We start from the raw sequence: 15,605 nt of genomic DNA on the forward strand, positions 1-15,605 counted from the left end.
CAACATCTGCTTGAAAGCGGGGGAAAACCGGAAAATGAAATGGAGCAAATTTCTGACCCTGGCAGTGGTCCTGCTGCTGGTGGCGGCCGTGGCCGTGGTGGCGGTGGTGCCGCTGGGGGTGAAAAATGCCACCTGGAACAAGTATTTTCCAGTAGTTAAAGACATTAATCTGGGCCTGGACTTGCGCGGCGGTGTACATGTGGTGCTGGAAGCCAAGGATACCCCCGAGGCCAAAGTTACACCAGAGGCCATGCGCCAGCTGCGGGCGGTGATTGAGAACCGGGTCAACCAGTTTGGGGTGGCCGAACCGGTCATCCAGCAGCAGGGCGAGCGCCGGCTGATTGTGGAGCTGGCCGGCATCAAGGACCCGGAAAAAGCGGTTAACGATCTGGTGAAAGTGGCTTATCTGGAATTTAAAACCATGGACGGCCAGACCATTCTCACGGGGGCCGACCTGAAAGATGCCCGGGAAGCCAAAGATCCTACTTCAGGCGCGGTGGAAGTGGACCTGGAGTTTACGCCGGCCGGGGCGAAAAAATTTGCCGATGCCACCACCGCCAATGTGAACAAGCAAATTGCCATCCTGCTGGATGGCCAGGTGCTGCAGGCGCCCACGGTGCAGGAACCCATTCTCAACGGCCGGGCCCGCATCACCGGTTATCGCAGTCTGGATGAGGCCCACACCATTGCCATCTTGTTGCGTTCCGGTGCTCTGCCGGTCAAGGTGGATGTGGAAGAAAAGCGGGCGGTGGGCCCGGCCCTGGGCGCCGACTCGCTGGCCAAGTCCAAACATGCCGCTGTAGTGGGTACAGTGGCCATTCTGGTCTTCATGCTCTTCTATTACCGCCTGCCGGGGCTGATTGCCAACTTTGCCCTGCTGGTTTATGCCCTGATCGTGCTGTTCATTTATGTGGGCATGCATGTGACCATGACGTTGCCCGGCATTGCCGGTTTTCTGCTTTCGCTGGGCATTGCTGTGGATGCCAACGTGGTCATTTTTGAACGGATTAAGGAAGAACTCAGGGCCGGCAAGAGCGTTGGCGCGGCCATTGATGCCGGGTTCAAGCGCGGCTTTGTGGCGGTGTTTGACTCCAATGCCACCACTGTGCTGGCCGCCATTGTGCTTTATTATCTGGGTACCGGTCCCATCCGCGGCTTCGCGGTTACGCTGATCATTGGTATTGCCGCCAGCATGTTTACGGCCATTACTCTGACCCGCTGGCTGCTGCGCCTGGTGGCGGCGGCCAATATTTCCAAAAATCCGCGCGTATACGGGGCGTAAGGGGGGAAGACGGTGTTTCATTTTATTAAACTGCGCAAATACTGGTATATCTTATCACTGGTCATTATTATTCCCGGTCTTTTTTCCCTGATGGTGCGGGGTTTGAATCTGGGTATTGATTTCACCGGCGGCAATATTCTGGAAGTGCGCTTTGCTCAGCAGGTGACCATCGATCGGGTGCGCCAGGTGGTGGAGAATCTGGACCTGGGCAGCGGGCGCAATGTGCAGCAGAGCGGTGAGCGGGATTTTATCATCCGCACCCGCCCTTTAAGCCAGGAGGAGAGCAACAAGCTGCTGGATGCCCTGCAGAAAAATGAGGGCCAGGTCACCCTGCTGCGCAGTGCCCACGTCGGGCCGGTGATTGGGAAGGAACTGACCCGCAACGCCCTGCTGGCTCTTTTAATCGCCTCGGTGTTGATGGTGGTTTACATCACCCTGCGCTTTGAATTCAAGCAGGGGATTGCCGCCATTATCGCCCTGTTGCACGATGTGCTGGTGACCACGGGCCTTTTCTCCATTTTTCAGTTCGAGGTGGACAGCGCCTTTGTGGCGGCCCTGCTGACCATCATTGGTTACTCGATCAATGATACCATCATTATTTTTGACCGGATCCGCGAGAACATGCGCGTGCACCGGCGGGTTGAGGAACTGGGCGAACTGATCAATGTCAGCCTGTGGCAGACCCTGTCCCGCTCCATCAACACGGTGCTGACCGTGCTGTTTGTGTTGCTGGCCCTGTATTTCCTGGGCGGTACCCCCATCAAGAACTTCGTGCTGGCCATGCTGATTGGCGTATCCAGCGGGGCCTATTCCTCTATTTTCAACGCCAGCCCGGTGTGGTACGACTTGAAGATGATGGAGAAGAAGAAATCACTGCGCACCGCCTGATAGAAAGCTGACTGGTAATATATAGATCGCAGGCCCGTGCTGCCAGCACGGGTCTTTTTTTACTTTTTCGGGTAAATTATCTCCAGGAGGGATGGGCCGATGCGGCAGGGCAGACCGGTTCAGACCGAGCTTCTTCAGGCGTTGCAGGATAAAATAACCCGGCTGACGATCAACCTGGAGAAAATGAAACTGGCCGAATATGTGGATTTGTTGCACAACACCCCGCGCCTCCTGTGGGTCAACTTCATCTCGGGGATTGCCCGGGGCCTGGGGATAGCCATTGGATTTGCCCTACTGGGGGCGGTGGTGATCCTGATCTTGCGCAAAATAGTGACGCTCAATCTGCCTGTGGTGGGCAATTTTATCGCCGACATTGTGGATATTGTGCAGGCCCAGCTGGAAAGCCGCAAATACTAACCGTGCCTGCGGGCCTTTAAGGCGTACCACCAGCATACAACAAGGAGCTGTGATCAATGGGAACCAGAAGACATCTGGACATCATTCGCCGCCAGCTGGAAAAACAGAAAGCCGAGCTGGAGGAACTGGCTGCTTCCCTGCAGGAAAGCGGTCTGGACGAGCCCATGGCCGAATCGCTGGGCGAGATTTCGCTTTATGACAACCATCCGGCCGATGTGGCCACGGAAATATTTGAGCGCAGCAAGGATCTGGCCCTGAAAGAACGGGTAAAAATAACACTGGGAGCGATCCACCAGGCTCTGCAAAGCATGGATCAAGGCACCTACGGTATCTGTACCGTTTGCGGCCGGCGCATACCCTGGGAAAGGCTGCAGGCCGTGCCCCAGACCACCAGGTGCCGGGACTGCCAGGAAGCCAGTGAGGGTACACCGGTGCACCAGGGCCGGCCGGTGGAGGAAGAGGTGCTGGAGGATATTCTCCGGCAGCCTTTCCGGTCCGGTTCGGAGAACGTCCAGTTTGACTGGATGGATGCCTTCCGCAGTGTGGCCCGCACCGGCGAGCACGCGGCCGGGTCGGGCGATGGTGCCTACTACGGTGATCTGGACATTATTGATGAGCGCAGCGGGGCGGTGGCAGGGGTGGACCACATCCCGGTGGAAAAAATTGATGGAGTCTGGTATGAAGATTCGTAATGTTAACCTGTTTATAAATTTTACAGCAGGAATTTGTATATCGGTGTAGAAAATAGTCCAATGTAAACAATATAGACATGTGTTTCTTTTTTGCAACACAACCGGGGGTGGGGTAAGTTGCCGGGCAAGAGCCAGCTGGATTTGCATACTTTGATGGATAATACTGCCAATCACATTCTGGCTGTGGACACGGCGGGCAAGATCATCTACGTGAACCGGGCGGTGGAGCGCTTTCTGGAGTTGCCCGCCGACCAGATTCTGGGCCGGCATGTGAAGGATTTTTTTCCCACCACCGGGCTGCTGGAAGTGATGGTGGATGGCAAGCCACAGCTGGGGCGCCGCCTGCACCTGAAGAACGGTATGTATATCACCAACCGCACTCCAGTAATCGTGAACGGCCAGATTGTGGGGGCCATCGCGGTTTTTCAGGAGATCACCGAGATTCAAAACCTGATTGATGAACTGAGCAGTGATAATGAGCGCATCCGGGAACTGAAAAACCTGCTGGAGACCATCCTGGATCTGTCCAGCGACGGTGTGGTGGCGGTGAACCGGGACTATGTGATTACTCTGGTCAATCGCAATTTTGCCAATTTCTTTAACAAGACACCCGAGGAAATCATCGGCAAAAAAGTGCATGAGGTGTATGGCAACCCCATTTTCCCCAAAGCCATGGAGACCGGTGAGCCCGAGTACGGCTATATTACCACCCTCAATGGCCAGGAAATCATCGCCAACCGGGTGCCCATCATCAAGGACGGTCAGATTGTGGGTGCCCTGGGCACGGTGGTCTTTCGCAATGTGGATGACCTGTATGCCTTGATGAAAAAGATCCGCAACCTGAAAAGCCAGCTGGATTATTACAAGGACGAACTGGAACGGATGCACCGCACCCACTTCTCTTTCGACCAGATCATCGGCAGCAGCCGCAGCCTGCAAAATGTCAAGGAAATTGCCCGACGGGTGGCTTTGAGCAATTCCACCGTGCTGATTCAGGGGGAAAGCGGTACGGGCAAAGAGCTGTTTGCCCATGCCTTGCATACGGAAAGCCTGCGTTCCAAGGGTCCTTTTGTCAAAGTGAATTGCGCGGCGGTACCGGAAAATTTGCTGGAAAGCGAGCTTTTCGGCTATCAGGAGGGGGCATTCACCGGGGCCAGAAAAGGAGGCCAGATCGGCAAATTTGAACTGGCCAACGGGGGAACCATTTTTCTGGATGAGATTGGCGACATGTCTTTTACCATGCAGGCCAAACTGCTCCGGGTATTGCAGGAGAAGGAAGTGGAACGGCTGGGTGACAGCAAACCTCGGCGTATTGATGTGCGGGTGATCTGCGCCACCAACCGCAATCTGGAAGAACTGATTGCCCGGCATGAATTCCGCGAAGACCTGTACTACCGGATCAATGTGGTGACCCTGGCCATTCCGCCGCTGCGGGAGCGTCTGGATGACCTGCCCGAGTTGATTGAGCATTTTATCAGCAAGTTCAACAAGCAGTTCGGCCAGCGGGTGCACGGCATCTCGGAGGAAGTGCGGGAAATTTTCTGGCAGCACCACTGGCCGGGCAATGTGCGGGAACTGGAAAATGTGATTGAGCGGGCTTTTAATGTGCTGGACGGGCCGGTGATCCAGAAAAAGCACCTGCCCATGTACCTGCAAAAGATCAGCCTGCAAAAAGGGATGCGCTCCCACCAGATCGGCCTGCCCAACCTGGTGGAAGAAGCGGAAAAAGAGGCCATTCTGGAAGCCCTGGCGGCCGCCGGGGGCAACAAGCGCCAGGCGGCCAAATTGCTCGGCATTTCGCGAGCCGGTCTGTACAAGAAACTGAAGCGCTACGGTATCAAGGATGATTGACAGGGCCCGGGCCGGCCCTGTTTCCATTCTGATGTGTTGACTGAATGTCTACCCGGTGGACAGGTGACAAAACAGGCCGCCCGGTGCCGCTGTCCGGAACCGGAGCAGCCACCGGGTACCAAAAAACTTATCCTGTTGTCGCATAGGCGGGACATCCGGTGTATGCACTGTAGACACTGCGGTGCACCACTGCTCCGCGAGAAAGGGCGCCACAAGCGGTCATTTCAATATTCTATAAATTCAAAATAATTGGCACAAATATTGCTAGTCCCATTGCTGAACCGATGACAGGATGAAAACAATACGGGGAGGTATCATCATAATGGCAGTACAGTCGATGCACAAAGATCCAGCCAGAAAATTACAGCTTGTTACCTTTCCGGCAGGACGCAAGGCGGCCAGGGAGCTGTATCTGGCCAGGGTTACCGGTCCTGATCAGGCCGTGCAGTTAATTCAAAGCGGTCATAACGTGGTGCTGCCCATGGGCTGCGGCGAGCCGCTGGCGCTGGTGGAGGCGCTCACCCGGCGGGCCGCCCAGCTGCAGGATGTAAAAATTCACCAGATGCTGCCCCTGCGCCGCCCCCCCTACCTCAAGCCCGAGCTGGCGGGGCACCTGCGGCACGTTTCCTGGTTCAACAGCGAGGGTAACCGCCAGGCGGTGAATGAGGGCTGGGCCGACTACATGCCGGGTTATTTCTATGAATATCCGCGCTTGATGCAGGAGTACCTGAACATAGATGTGTTCATGGCCATGGTGTCACCCATGGACGAGAGGGGATATTTCAGCCTGGGTACATCGGTGGATTATTCCTCCACCGCCGCCGGTCTGGCCCGGATCATTATTCTGGAAGTGAATGAGTACATGCCCCGCACCCGGGGGAATTCGCTGATCCATATCTCCCAGGTGGACTGCCTGGTGGAAAACAATTGTCCCCTGCTGGAGCTGCCCGTGCCCCGGGTGTCGGCCGTGGAAAGAAGCATTGCCGGTTATGCGGCTGCCCTGGTGGATGATGGTTCCACCATTCAGCTGGGGCTGGGCCGGATCACCCATGCTGTCGCTCTGGCCCTGCAGGATAAAAAGGATCTGGGCATACATTCGGAAATGTTGACCGAGGGCATGGTGGACCTGGTCAACAGCGGTGCGGTGAACAACCGCAAGAAGACGCTGCATCCGGGCAAGTTGATTGGCTGTTTTGCTGCCGGCACCAGGCGGCTCTACGATTTCATTCACGATACCCCCATGGTGGAACTTTATCCGGTTTCCTACACCAATGACCCGTATATTATTGGTCAGAACTACAAGATGGTGGCCATCAATGAAGCTCTGGAAGTGGATTTGCTCGGGCAGTGTGCTTCGGAAAGTCTGGGGCACTACCAGTACAGCGGTACGGGAGGGCAAACTGATTTTGCCCGGGGGGCGCTGCGCTCACCGGGGGGCAAGGGCATTATTGTCCTGCGCTCCACGGCCCGTAACGGTACGGTGAGCAAGATCGTGCCGGTTTTAAAGCCCGGTGCGGTGGTCAGCTGTTCGCGCAATGATGTGGACTATGTGGTGACAGAATACGGTGTGGCCAAACTGCGGGGCAAGGTAGCCCGCGAGCGGGCGCTGGCCATGATTTCCATTGCTCATCCGGATTTCCGGGAGGACCTACGGCGGGCAGCCCGCAAAATGCACCTGATTTAACACGGCCCGGGGTGGGCCGTTTTTTTTGAAAATTGTTACTTGCTGTGGGCGGCAGCTAGAATTATAATAAATAATAATGCCACGAAGGCATTGCGATGGTATTGAGCCATGAAAGGGCCACGGAGGTCTTGTTTTGCCTGAGCAACGAGACTTACTGTGGCTTTTTGTCTTTTTAAGGAGGTAGCGGTTGATGTGCATGGCGCACCAGCATGGCCCTGTGGAACATAATGCCGGCAAATGGTCGGGAGGCCGGCTGGAATCAATTGATCCGCGCACCAAGATCCTGGTGCTGATCAGTTATGTGGCCGTGATGGTCACCCTGTTATCGCCGGGACTGCTGCTGGCAGCCGGCGGGTTCATGCTGGCGGTAAACCTGCTGGCCGGCATTCAGGTCAAAAATCTGCTGGCCAGGTTGCTCTGGCTCATTCCCTTCACTGTGGTGATGCTGCTGCTCTTTCCCTTCATTACACCGGGTGAGCCTGTTTGGACCTGGCAGGGGAAATGGCTTACGGTGGTGGCCAGCCACCAGGGACTGGAAAAGGCGCTGCTTTTATCCGGTCGGGTGCTCAACGCCTTTCTGGCCATGAACCTGCTGATCCTGACCACCGGCTGGTCCAGGCTGTTTGCCGGCTTTCGGGCCATGAAGCTGCCTGTGCTGCTGGTGCAAATTATTGAGTTTGCCGTGCGGTATATTTATGTGCTGCAGGCCGAATTGCGGTCCATGCGCACCGCCCGTTTGGCCCGCAACTTCCGTGCCGGCAAGGTGTTCTGGCACAGACATACTATGTCCACACTGGCTGCCGACCTGGGCATTCTGTTTTTGCGGGCGTGGGAAAGAAGCGATCGGGTCTATACCGCCATGCTGGCCCGGGGCTTTGGAAAACCGGTCCAGACAAGAGAGGCGCAGGCGGTGTTCTGGCATGATCTAGCTTTTGCTGCGCTAATTATGACTGTAGCCCTGGGCTTTTTCTGGCTGGATCACAGCGCTCCGGAATGGGTGGCCTGGATTAAATAAGTGTGCCTGGAGATATGACTGCGAGGTGCCGGACGGCGTGAGCATGATTAAAGTGGAAAACTTACATTTCCAGTACCGGGACGGGACCAGGGCGCTGGAAGGAATCGATCTGGAGATTGCGGCGGGCAGCCGGGTGGCCGTACTTGGTCCCAACGGTGCGGGCAAGTCGACCCTGCTTCTGCACTTCAATGCCATCAACCTGCCCCAGCAGGGGAAGGTTACCGTGGGTGGGTATGAGGTGAACGCCCGCAATGCACCCCTGATCCGGTCGCTGGTGGGCATGGTCTTTCAGGACCCGGACGACCAGGTTTTTGGCCATACTGTACGCGAAGATGTAGCCTTCGGGCCGGTAAATATGGGACTGCCCCCCGCCGAGGTGGCCCGGCGGGTGGAAGAAGCTCTGCACACGGTGGGGCTGACCGCACTGGCGCACAAAGCCCCTTATCACCTGAGCTACGGTCAGAAAAAGCGAGTGGCCATTGCCGGTGTGCTGGCCATGCAGCCGCGAGTGATTGTGCTGGACGAACCCATGGCTTTTCTGGATCCGGCCAGCCGGGACGGACTGGTGCAGATATTGCACCGCCTGCACCAGAGCGGTACGACCATCATTATTGCTACTCATGACGTGGATCTGGCCGCCGAGTGGGCGGATCAGGTTATCGTCCTGCAGTCCGGCCGGGTAGTGGCCCGGGGTGAAGCCGGGCTCCTGGTGGACCGGCCGCTGGTGGAACGCTGCCAGCTGCGCCTGCCGGTAGTGAGCAAGCTGTTTGCGCTGGCCAGAACCTGGCAGGGAAAACCTCTGCCCCTGCGGTTGCTGGACGGGGTGAAGGTGCTGGATGAACTGGGCGGCCGGGCGGGGGAGCCCGCCGGTGCCGGTGCGGACTGTGACCATGGGGAGGAGGAAAACACAGTGTCCAGGCATGTCTGGTTGGAGCCGCTGCATCTGCATTACCACAGCGGGGAGGAAGTGGTGCTGCGCGCGGTGTGCGGAGTGCCCATGCAGCGCGACGTCTGGCCGCAGCAGGCCCGGCTGACGGCGCGGGTTACCGGTCAGGAGCACGGGGAGGTGTGGGCTTTGACGGCACCGGTTGCTCCCGATGTGCACAATCTGGTTTTCGAGGCCGGCGGGGAGGGCTATTACCGGGCGGTCCTGCAGGTGGACCATCTGCGAGCGGGTGAGGAAAGAATATATACAGCGCTTCTGGATGTGCCGGTGGGCCACGACCTGCCCCCCCGGCCGGTGGACCGTGCGGCCGGCGGTGTAGAGTTGTTGCTGCAGCCCGACCCGGTGGGTGCTTACCGGTATGGCGACACGGTCAAGCTGCAGGTGCTCTGGCAGGGAAAGCCGCTGCCCGGGGCGACGGTTAAGGCCACCTACCATCTGCGGGAGGAGCCCGGGTTTGTCTGGCAGTCCACCACTGACCAGTCCGGGACAGTGCGGCTGGAGCTGAATGCCCGGGGGCACTGGTTGCTGGCTGTGGAGCACGGGATTTACACTACGACCTACCTGTTGCCGGGTGTGCGTTGATATTTGGCGGCAATACTGGCTTGTTGCGGGCTGTTATGGGCAGCCCTTTTTGTTCTCTTGCGGGAAAAGTTTTTGACATTGGGTAGTGGTTTGCGGTAATATTAACTTGCTAATGATTGGTTATTCATAAATTGTTGCGGGGCTGTTTGGGATAGCGTTATGTTAATCGGGCGGGTTGCATCATGCTCATAGAAATAGAATAAGAGATTTATTAAACCAAAAAGGAAGTATCAGGAAAATGGAGTTCAGGCCTGTTAAAACCAAACGCACTTCCGAGACCATTCTGGATCAGATCAAAGAGCTATTAATCAGTGGACAGCTTCATCCGGGGGACAAGCTGCTCACCGAGAGAGAATTGGCCGAACAATTGCAGGTGAGCCGGGCTTCGGTGCGGGAGGCGCTTTCGGCTTTGAACCTGGCCGGGATTTTAGAGATCCGTCACGGGGAAGGGATATATGTTCGAAAACCGGAGGGTAATGAGGTTATTGAGCCTCTGACCTTTATTATTTTGCTGGAGAAAGATAGAATCAGCAATGTCCTGGAAGTACGTAAAGCGCTGGAAGTGGAGTCGGCCGGATTGGCAGCGGAACGGGCTACCGGGGAGGAGCTGCAGGCAATAGCAGCAGCAGTGGAGCGGATGCGGCAGGACATGGCCAGCGGTCTGCCCGGTGAGGAAGCCGACCTGCAGTTTCATTATGCCATTGCCAGCGCCACACACAACTATTTGCTAAACAGGTTGATGAACACCATTCATGAAGCTATGCGCGAGTCCCTGTCTATGACCAGAAAGCTCTGGTTGTCTGCGTCGTCCGAAACCGAGTACCGGCTGTATGAAGAACACCAGATGATTTACCGGGCCATAGCCGGCAGGGACAGGGAGAAGGCCCGTACATTGATGTACAATCACTTGCGCAAAGTGGAAATTGAGTTGTTGCGTATTTGTCAGGAGCATGGCATACAGTAAAGGGCCGGGATTTGATCCCGGCCCTGGCGCTTGAAACAGGTGTTGGTGGGTGCTATACTGGTGCAGGAAGTAATGCACAGGACTTTTTGGGGGAAGGGCGCGGTATAATTGCTCGGTTGTTTGCGCTTTTATCTGGCCCTCTGGCTGGCCCTGCTGGCCGGATGGGCCAGCAAAATGCTGGGGCGGGGCAGTGGTTCGGCCCTGCCCGGACGGCTGGCCCTGGCCATTTGTCCCGACATCCTGGGCCGGCTGGCGCAGGGCGTGCGGCAGATCATTGTCGTGACCGGTACCAATGGCAAAACCACCACCAACAACATGCTGGTCGCCCTGCTGCGTGCCGCCGGGTACAGCGTGGTGGCCAACCTGGCCGGTGCCAATCTGATCACCGGTGTAACCACTGCTTTTCTGGCTGCCGCGGGCTGGCGGGGGCATTTGCGGGCGGATTTGGCCAGTGTGGAAGTTGATGAAGCATCGCTGCCCGTGGTCTTAAAGTTCCTCTCTCCCCGGGTGGTCGTGGTGACCAATTTTTTCCGGGATCAGCTGGACCGGTATGGTGAGCTGGATCAAACAGTGGCCATTGTGGCGCAAACCCTGGAGAAGCAGGAGGGGGAACTGCAGCTGGTGCTGAACGCGGACGACCCTCTGGTAGCCCAGCTTTCCGCCAGAACCGGGCGTCCGGCTGTGTTTTACGGATTGAGCGATCTGCCGGCAAATTCATCTTCCTGCAGCGGAGCTGATTGCCGGGAGGGCAGGTTTTGTCCTTTTTGCGGGCGGATGCTGGAATACAGCTATTACAACTACAGCCAGCTGGGTGGGTACAGCTGCCCGCACTGCGGCTTCGCTCGGCCGGAACCCGCTGTGACAGGGGAACAGGTTGATCAGGCGGGCGGCCGCCTGGCCTGCCGGGTGGCAGTCAAACAGGGCGAATCTTTTAATATTCACCTGCCGCTGGAGGGTGTCTACAATGTGTACAATGCCCTGGCGGCCTGCACTGCCGGTCTTTATCTGGGTGTGCCCGCCCGGACGATGGCCGCTGCTCTGGCCGGCTATCAAACTGCCACCGGGCGGCTGGAGCGGTTTGTTTACCGCGACAGGCCGGTGCTGTTAAATTTGGTCAAAAATCCGGCCGGATTTAATGCGGCACTGCAGCTCATCGAGAACCTGGAGCCGGTTCCTTGCGATATATTGATTGCCATCAATGACAACGCCGCCGACGGGCGGGATATCTCCTGGCTCTGGGATGTGGATTTTGAAATTCTGGAGCGTTTGGCCGACCGGACCGGCAGTTTTGTGTGCACCGGCCAGCGCGGGGCCGAAATGGCTGTGCGCCTCAAGTATGCTGGCGTGGCGGAGAAGCAAATTGTTTACATTCCGGACTATGATGTGGCGGTAAAAACCGTTTTGCAGGCTTCCGGCCGGGGGGTATATCTGCTGGCCACATACACCGCACTCTGGCCGGTAGAAAGGATTGTCCGTGCCTATGCGCAAAAAGAAAGAACTGGTGCTGCACGTCTGCCATCTGTATCCTGATTTGCTCAACCTGTATGGCGACCGGGGTAATGTGCTGGCTTTCATCAAGCGCTGTCAGTGGCGTAATATTGAAGTATGTCTGCACCGGGTGGAACTGGGGCAGAGTGTGGACTTCAAACAGTTCGATTTTTTGTTCATTGGTGGTGGCTCGGACCGCGAACAGCACATTCTGGCCCGGGATCTGGCCAGCCGGGTAGCGGCACTGGCCGCGGCTCTGGAAGAAGGACTGGTGACTCTGGCCATTTGCGGCGGCTACCAGCTGCTGGGCCAGTATTACCAAACCGCCCGGGGGGAGAAAATCCCTGGTCTGGGTATTCTGGATGTCTATACCGTGGCCGGAAAAGAAAGAATGATTGGCAACGTGGTGCTGGAGAGCCTGATTGAGGGTGTGCCGGGCCAGCTGGTGGGCTTTGAGAATCATGCCGGACGCACTTACCTGGGCGATGGTGTGCAGCCCCTGGGCAGAGTGCTGGCCGGGCGCGGGAATAACGGGCAGGATGGCTACGAGGGTGCGGTCTGGCGCAATGTGTTTTGTTCTTACCTGCATGGGCCCCTCCTGCCCAAGAACTTCCGGCTGACCGATCATTTAATCACGCTGGCTCTGGACCGGCGGGGCTTTAAGGCATCGCTGCCCCCTCTGGACAACACGCTGGAAGAGGCCGCTGTGCAGGTGATGGTGCAGCGTTTGTTGAAAAAATAATTTCTCCGGATCATTAAATAGAGCTTGCCTGGGTGTTAAAACTTTGTTAAGATAAAAACAAGGAATATTGTATACAGGAATACAGCATGCGGAGGCGGTGCCCATGGCCAGGAAATATTTGATCACCTGGGTGGAAGGCGACGAAGTGTTTTACCGCATTGTAACTCGGGAAGCTCTGAAAGAAATCTGGGAACTGAACAAACACTATATGGTCAGTGAGCTGGTTTGATTTGGGGTCATGTATAATAAAACGGCGCGGTGTATACCGGGCCGTTATTTGCTTCCTGCCTGCATATACTGTTTTCTGCGGTCAACCACAATTTCGCCCTGCACCATGACCAGGCGCACTTCCAGATCTTCATCCAGCAGGACAATGTCCGCATCCATGCCGGGGGCCAGAGAACCTTTCTGATCTTCCAGGCCCAGTACGCGGGCCGGGTTGGCGCTGGCCATGCGCACAGCGTCCGGCAGGGAGATGTTGCCAAAACGCACCGCGTTGCGTACAGCCCCGGCCATGGTAATGGTACTGCCGGCCAGTGTTCCGCCGGGAGTGGAAGTTTTGCCGTTATGCACAGTGATCTGCCGGCCGGCAAATTTGTACGTGCCGTCGGACATGCCAGCGGCCCGGATGGCATCGGTGGCCAGAGTGGCTCCCCGCTTGCCCTTGATGGACAAAAGGAGCTGCAGCATGGCCGGGTGCAGGTGGTAGTTGTCGGCTATGGCTTCTGTAACCACCTCGGGCGCCGTGAGCACGGCGCCCAGCAGGCCCGGATCGCGGTGATGCATGGGTATGGTTGCGTTGAAGGTATGTACGGCGTATCTGACGCCGTATTTGATGGCCTGCCTGGTTTCCTCATAATTGGCCCGGGAATGACCGACGGCCACTACTACACCTTCCCGGGTGTTCATGCGGATGATTTCCCTGATCCCGGGCAGCTCGGGAGCCAGGGTGATCATGCGCAGATTGCCTTCGGCTGTAGATAACAGGGACTCCATTTCCTTGATATCGGGATGGCGCAGCAGGTTTTTATCCAGCGCTCCGGCACTGGCCGGGTTGAGGAATGGTCCCTCCAGGTGGGCGCCCAGGATCATCGCGCCTCCGGTGTGGCGCTGGGAGAGGGCGGCTACCGCCTGCAGAGCTTTGAGCATTTGGGCGGGTGATGCTGCTGTTACAGTGGGCAAAAATGACGTGGTACCACCGGAAGCGTGGTACCTGGCCATTTCCCGCAAAGCCCGGGTGCTGGCGTCCATAACATCAAAGCCAAAACCGCCATGTACATGCAGATCGATGAATCCTGGCGTAATATACAGGCCGGTGGCATCAATCAATTCATAAGCATCCGGGTTTTCACTGGCTCTGGGGAATTGTACTATGGAACGGCTGCCCGGGTAAAGGGTGCAGGCGAAACCGCTGTACAGGCTTTCCGGGCGCATGGCTCCCGGCAGGGCAATTTTGCCGCGCATGATCAGCAGACCGCTGTTGTCCAGCAGACCGCTGGAAGTGACCAGTTTGCCACCTTTGATGATATAATCTTTCACAGATACTACCTCGTACAGCACCCGGCAGGTGTGGTTGCCGGTTTTTTGGGGCCAGGCTAACCCGGGCGGGTGCATATATTATATATTAACCGGTAAAAATAATACTACTGCAGCTAGCAGTAAACCAGCCTCCTAAATCTCTTTGAGCACCCCCACAGTTTTTGTGGGGCTTTTTTTTGCCTGTTAAATAAAGTTAACATCATTTAGCTTAATCCAGCCCAGGAGGTCCAGTGTGTCGGCCATCCGGTCGAACAGCTCTTTCAGCTCGTCCAGGCTCAGCGCTTCCAGTTCGGCAATCAGTGCATCGACTCTGGTCATTTTGAGGATGCTGCCTCCCTCAAAGGTTTTATAAAAAACATAACTCAAAGGTCAGCTTATTGTCAATTTTTTTTCGCTAAGAGCCATGCTGTACCCCGGTCAGGCCGGGTAATTTTCCAGCGAGCAGGCGTAAACTCTGTACCGCCGGGTTTGTTTCAATTGAAAGGTTTTACTCAGCAGATTGAGCATATTTACATTATGATCATGAACCTGGGAGAGGTCGGCTTCATGATAGCCCAGCTGCAGGAATAACTCTATAGCCCGCTGGATCAGCAGGGCATCCAGACCTCTTTTTCTATACGCGGGTACAATACCCATGATGCCGGCGCGAACCGACTTGCTGTCTGCTCGTTTGGTGGCGGGAGCGGGGAAAAATAGCAAAACCCCGGCCGGCTTTCCGTCCACCTCCAGGATCAGCTGCAGGGAAGAAGGTACATTCGGCAGACAGGAATGCAGCGTGGCCAGCGTTTCCTCAGGACGCACCGGGATGAAGCCCCAGACCTGGTTCATCGATCGGTTGAAAATGTCACTAATAATGTGTGCTTCCTGAATCAAGCTGGTGGGATTAACCGGCCTGACCCGGGCGGCAGGCACGCTTTCCCGGGCCCGGGCCGCTTTTTCCCGGATCCGGTCAGGTAGGCCCTGGGCTGCGGACCAGCTGAAAGTGAACAGGTCGGCTTCTTTGTGCAGTCCACATTCCTCCAATAATTGTTGATAATAGGGGGGGTTATAGGGTAACATGTATTGAGGGCCATGGGAAAAGCCTTCAATTAGCAGACCAACCTGCTGGTTGGTGTTGAAGGTGGCCGGCCCGATCAAATACCGGCAATTGTATCGGGAAGCAAAGCGCCGGGCTTCTTTTAACAGAGCCTGCATTACGGCGGAGCTGTTTTTACAGACCAGACTGCCGAAAAAGGCCACGTCGCTGCGGGGATTCAGCCGGTCGTAGCTGGCGGAAATCCTTCCCACCGGCCGGGAGTCCTGCCAGACGATGTAAAGGGACAGGTCGATATGCGACAGGGACGGGTTGGATGAAGGTAGATAGAGCGCCGGGTCTTCCGGACCGGTTTCATCCATATATGATCTGGTTTCCCGGATCAGGTTGGGGAGGCGGCAAAAGAGCACCAGGTCGCCGAATGATCGTACCGGAGTTACTGTAATTGGCACGTCCAAAACCTCCTGGGTTTTAAAATATTA

15 protein-coding genes are annotated in these 15,605 nt (G+C 56.5%); 12 read left to right on the forward strand and 3 right to left on the reverse strand.

Features of this window, described 5'->3' with window-relative positions; genetic code table 11:
- Positions 1–34 precede the first annotated feature (34 nt).
- The 12 genes from secD to ACUVTU_RS02730 all read left to right on the forward strand — a co-directional run bounded on the left by secD (position 35) and on the right by ACUVTU_RS02730 (position 12,780).
- A complete protein-coding gene (gene secD, locus ACUVTU_RS02675) occupies positions 35–1,282 on the forward strand; it encodes a protein translocase subunit SecD (RefSeq protein ID WP_445888422.1) in 1,248 nt (415 codons plus the stop codon).
- A 12-nt stretch (positions 1,283–1,294) separates the two neighbouring features.
- Positions 1,295–2,170, forward strand: coding sequence for a protein translocase subunit SecF (secF, locus tag ACUVTU_RS02680; RefSeq protein WP_445888423.1), 876 nt, complete (start codon positions 1,295–1,297; stop codon positions 2,168–2,170).
- 99 nt (positions 2,171–2,269) lie between these two features.
- Positions 2,270–2,587 (forward strand): DUF5665 domain-containing protein, encoded by a 318-nt coding sequence (locus tag ACUVTU_RS02685; RefSeq protein WP_445888424.1) that lies wholly within the window; start codon positions 2,270–2,272, stop codon positions 2,585–2,587.
- 56 nt (positions 2,588–2,643) lie between these two features.
- Positions 2,644–3,279 carry a TraR/DksA C4-type zinc finger protein gene (locus tag ACUVTU_RS02690; RefSeq protein ID WP_445888425.1) on the forward strand — a complete coding sequence of 212 codons (636 nt, stop codon included), beginning with the start codon at positions 2,644–2,646 and terminating at the stop codon, positions 3,277–3,279.
- Positions 3,280–3,396: 117 nt separating this feature from the next.
- Complete coding sequence (locus ACUVTU_RS02695) at positions 3,397–5,130, forward strand: sigma 54-interacting transcriptional regulator (RefSeq protein ID WP_445888426.1); 1,734 nt, start codon at positions 3,397–3,399, stop codon at positions 5,128–5,130.
- Positions 5,131–5,452: 322 nt separating this feature from the next.
- Positions 5,453–6,814 carry an acetyl-CoA hydrolase/transferase family protein gene (locus ACUVTU_RS02700; protein WP_445888427.1) on the forward strand — a complete coding sequence of 454 codons (1,362 nt, stop codon included), beginning with the start codon at positions 5,453–5,455 and terminating at the stop codon, positions 6,812–6,814.
- 190 nt (positions 6,815–7,004) lie between these two features.
- Complete coding sequence (gene cbiQ / locus ACUVTU_RS02705) at positions 7,005–7,829, forward strand: cobalt ECF transporter T component CbiQ (protein ID WP_445888428.1); 825 nt, start codon at positions 7,005–7,007, stop codon at positions 7,827–7,829.
- Positions 7,830–7,872: 43 nt separating this feature from the next.
- Positions 7,873–9,357 carry an ATP-binding cassette domain-containing protein gene (locus ACUVTU_RS02710; protein ID WP_445888471.1) on the forward strand — a complete coding sequence of 495 codons (1,485 nt, stop codon included), beginning with the start codon at positions 7,873–7,875 and terminating at the stop codon, positions 9,355–9,357.
- A gap of 238 nt (positions 9,358–9,595) precedes the next feature.
- Positions 9,596–10,321, forward strand: coding sequence for a FadR/GntR family transcriptional regulator (locus tag ACUVTU_RS02715; protein ID WP_445888429.1), 726 nt, complete (start codon positions 9,596–9,598; stop codon positions 10,319–10,321).
- 108 nt (positions 10,322–10,429) lie between these two features.
- Positions 10,430–11,851, forward strand: a complete 1,422-nt coding sequence (locus ACUVTU_RS02720; protein ID WP_445888430.1) for a MurT ligase domain-containing protein — start codon at positions 10,430–10,432, stop codon at positions 11,849–11,851.
- On the forward strand, positions 11,802–12,551 hold the full coding sequence (locus tag ACUVTU_RS02725) for a type 1 glutamine amidotransferase (RefSeq protein WP_445888431.1): 750 nt from the start codon (positions 11,802–11,804) through the stop codon (positions 12,549–12,551). The genes ACUVTU_RS02720 and ACUVTU_RS02725 overlap by 50 nt, the downstream gene beginning before the upstream one ends.
- 103 nt (positions 12,552–12,654) lie before the next feature.
- Positions 12,655–12,780: a hypothetical protein gene (locus ACUVTU_RS02730; protein WP_445888432.1), complete on the forward strand. Its 126-nt coding sequence runs from the start codon at positions 12,655–12,657 to the stop codon at positions 12,778–12,780.
- A gap of 44 nt (positions 12,781–12,824) precedes the next feature.
- Here ACUVTU_RS02730 and nagA read toward each other — a convergent pair whose 3' ends face one another.
- The 3 genes from nagA to ACUVTU_RS02745 form a co-directional block, all read right to left on the reverse strand.
- The gene (gene nagA, locus ACUVTU_RS02735) at positions 12,825–14,090 is read right to left on the reverse strand and encodes an N-acetylglucosamine-6-phosphate deacetylase (RefSeq protein ID WP_445888433.1); all 1,266 of its coding nucleotides are present in this window, start codon (positions 14,088–14,090) and stop codon (positions 12,825–12,827) included.
- 183 nt (positions 14,091–14,273) lie between these two features.
- Complete coding sequence (locus tag ACUVTU_RS02740) at positions 14,274–14,408, reverse strand: hypothetical protein (RefSeq protein WP_445888434.1); 135 nt, start codon at positions 14,406–14,408, stop codon at positions 14,274–14,276.
- 99 nt (positions 14,409–14,507) lie between these two features.
- A complete protein-coding gene (locus tag ACUVTU_RS02745; protein ID WP_445888435.1) occupies positions 14,508–15,575 on the reverse strand; it encodes a GNAT family N-acetyltransferase in 1,068 nt (355 codons plus the stop codon).
- Positions 15,576–15,605: the final 30 nt, after the last annotated feature.

This window comes from Desulfurispora sp., assembly GCF_052744395.1.

Coding starts and splice junctions, on each gene's coding strand:
- secD (WP_445888422.1), top strand. CDS start 35: ATGAAATGGAGCAAATTTCTGACCCTGGCAGTGGTCCTGCTGCTGGTG.
- ACUVTU_RS02685 (WP_445888424.1), top strand. CDS start 2,270: ATGCGGCAGGGCAGACCGGTTCAGACCGAGCTTCTTCAGGCGTTGCAG.
- ACUVTU_RS02690 (WP_445888425.1), top strand. CDS start 2,644: ATGGGAACCAGAAGACATCTGGACATCATTCGCCGCCAGCTGGAAAAA.
- ACUVTU_RS02700 (WP_445888427.1), top strand. CDS start 5,453: ATGGCAGTACAGTCGATGCACAAAGATCCAGCCAGAAAATTACAGCTT.
- cbiQ (WP_445888428.1), top strand. CDS start 7,005: ATGTGCATGGCGCACCAGCATGGCCCTGTGGAACATAATGCCGGCAAA.
- ACUVTU_RS02710 (WP_445888471.1), top strand. CDS start 7,873: ATGATTAAAGTGGAAAACTTACATTTCCAGTACCGGGACGGGACCAGG.
- ACUVTU_RS02715 (WP_445888429.1), top strand. CDS start 9,596: ATGGAGTTCAGGCCTGTTAAAACCAAACGCACTTCCGAGACCATTCTG.
- ACUVTU_RS02725 (WP_445888431.1), top strand. CDS start 11,802: ATGCGCAAAAAGAAAGAACTGGTGCTGCACGTCTGCCATCTGTATCCT.
- ACUVTU_RS02730 (WP_445888432.1), top strand. CDS start 12,655: ATGGCCAGGAAATATTTGATCACCTGGGTGGAAGGCGACGAAGTGTTT.
- ACUVTU_RS02740 (WP_445888434.1), bottom strand. CDS start 14,408: ATGACCAGAGTCGATGCACTGATTGCCGAACTGGAAGCGCTGAGCCTG.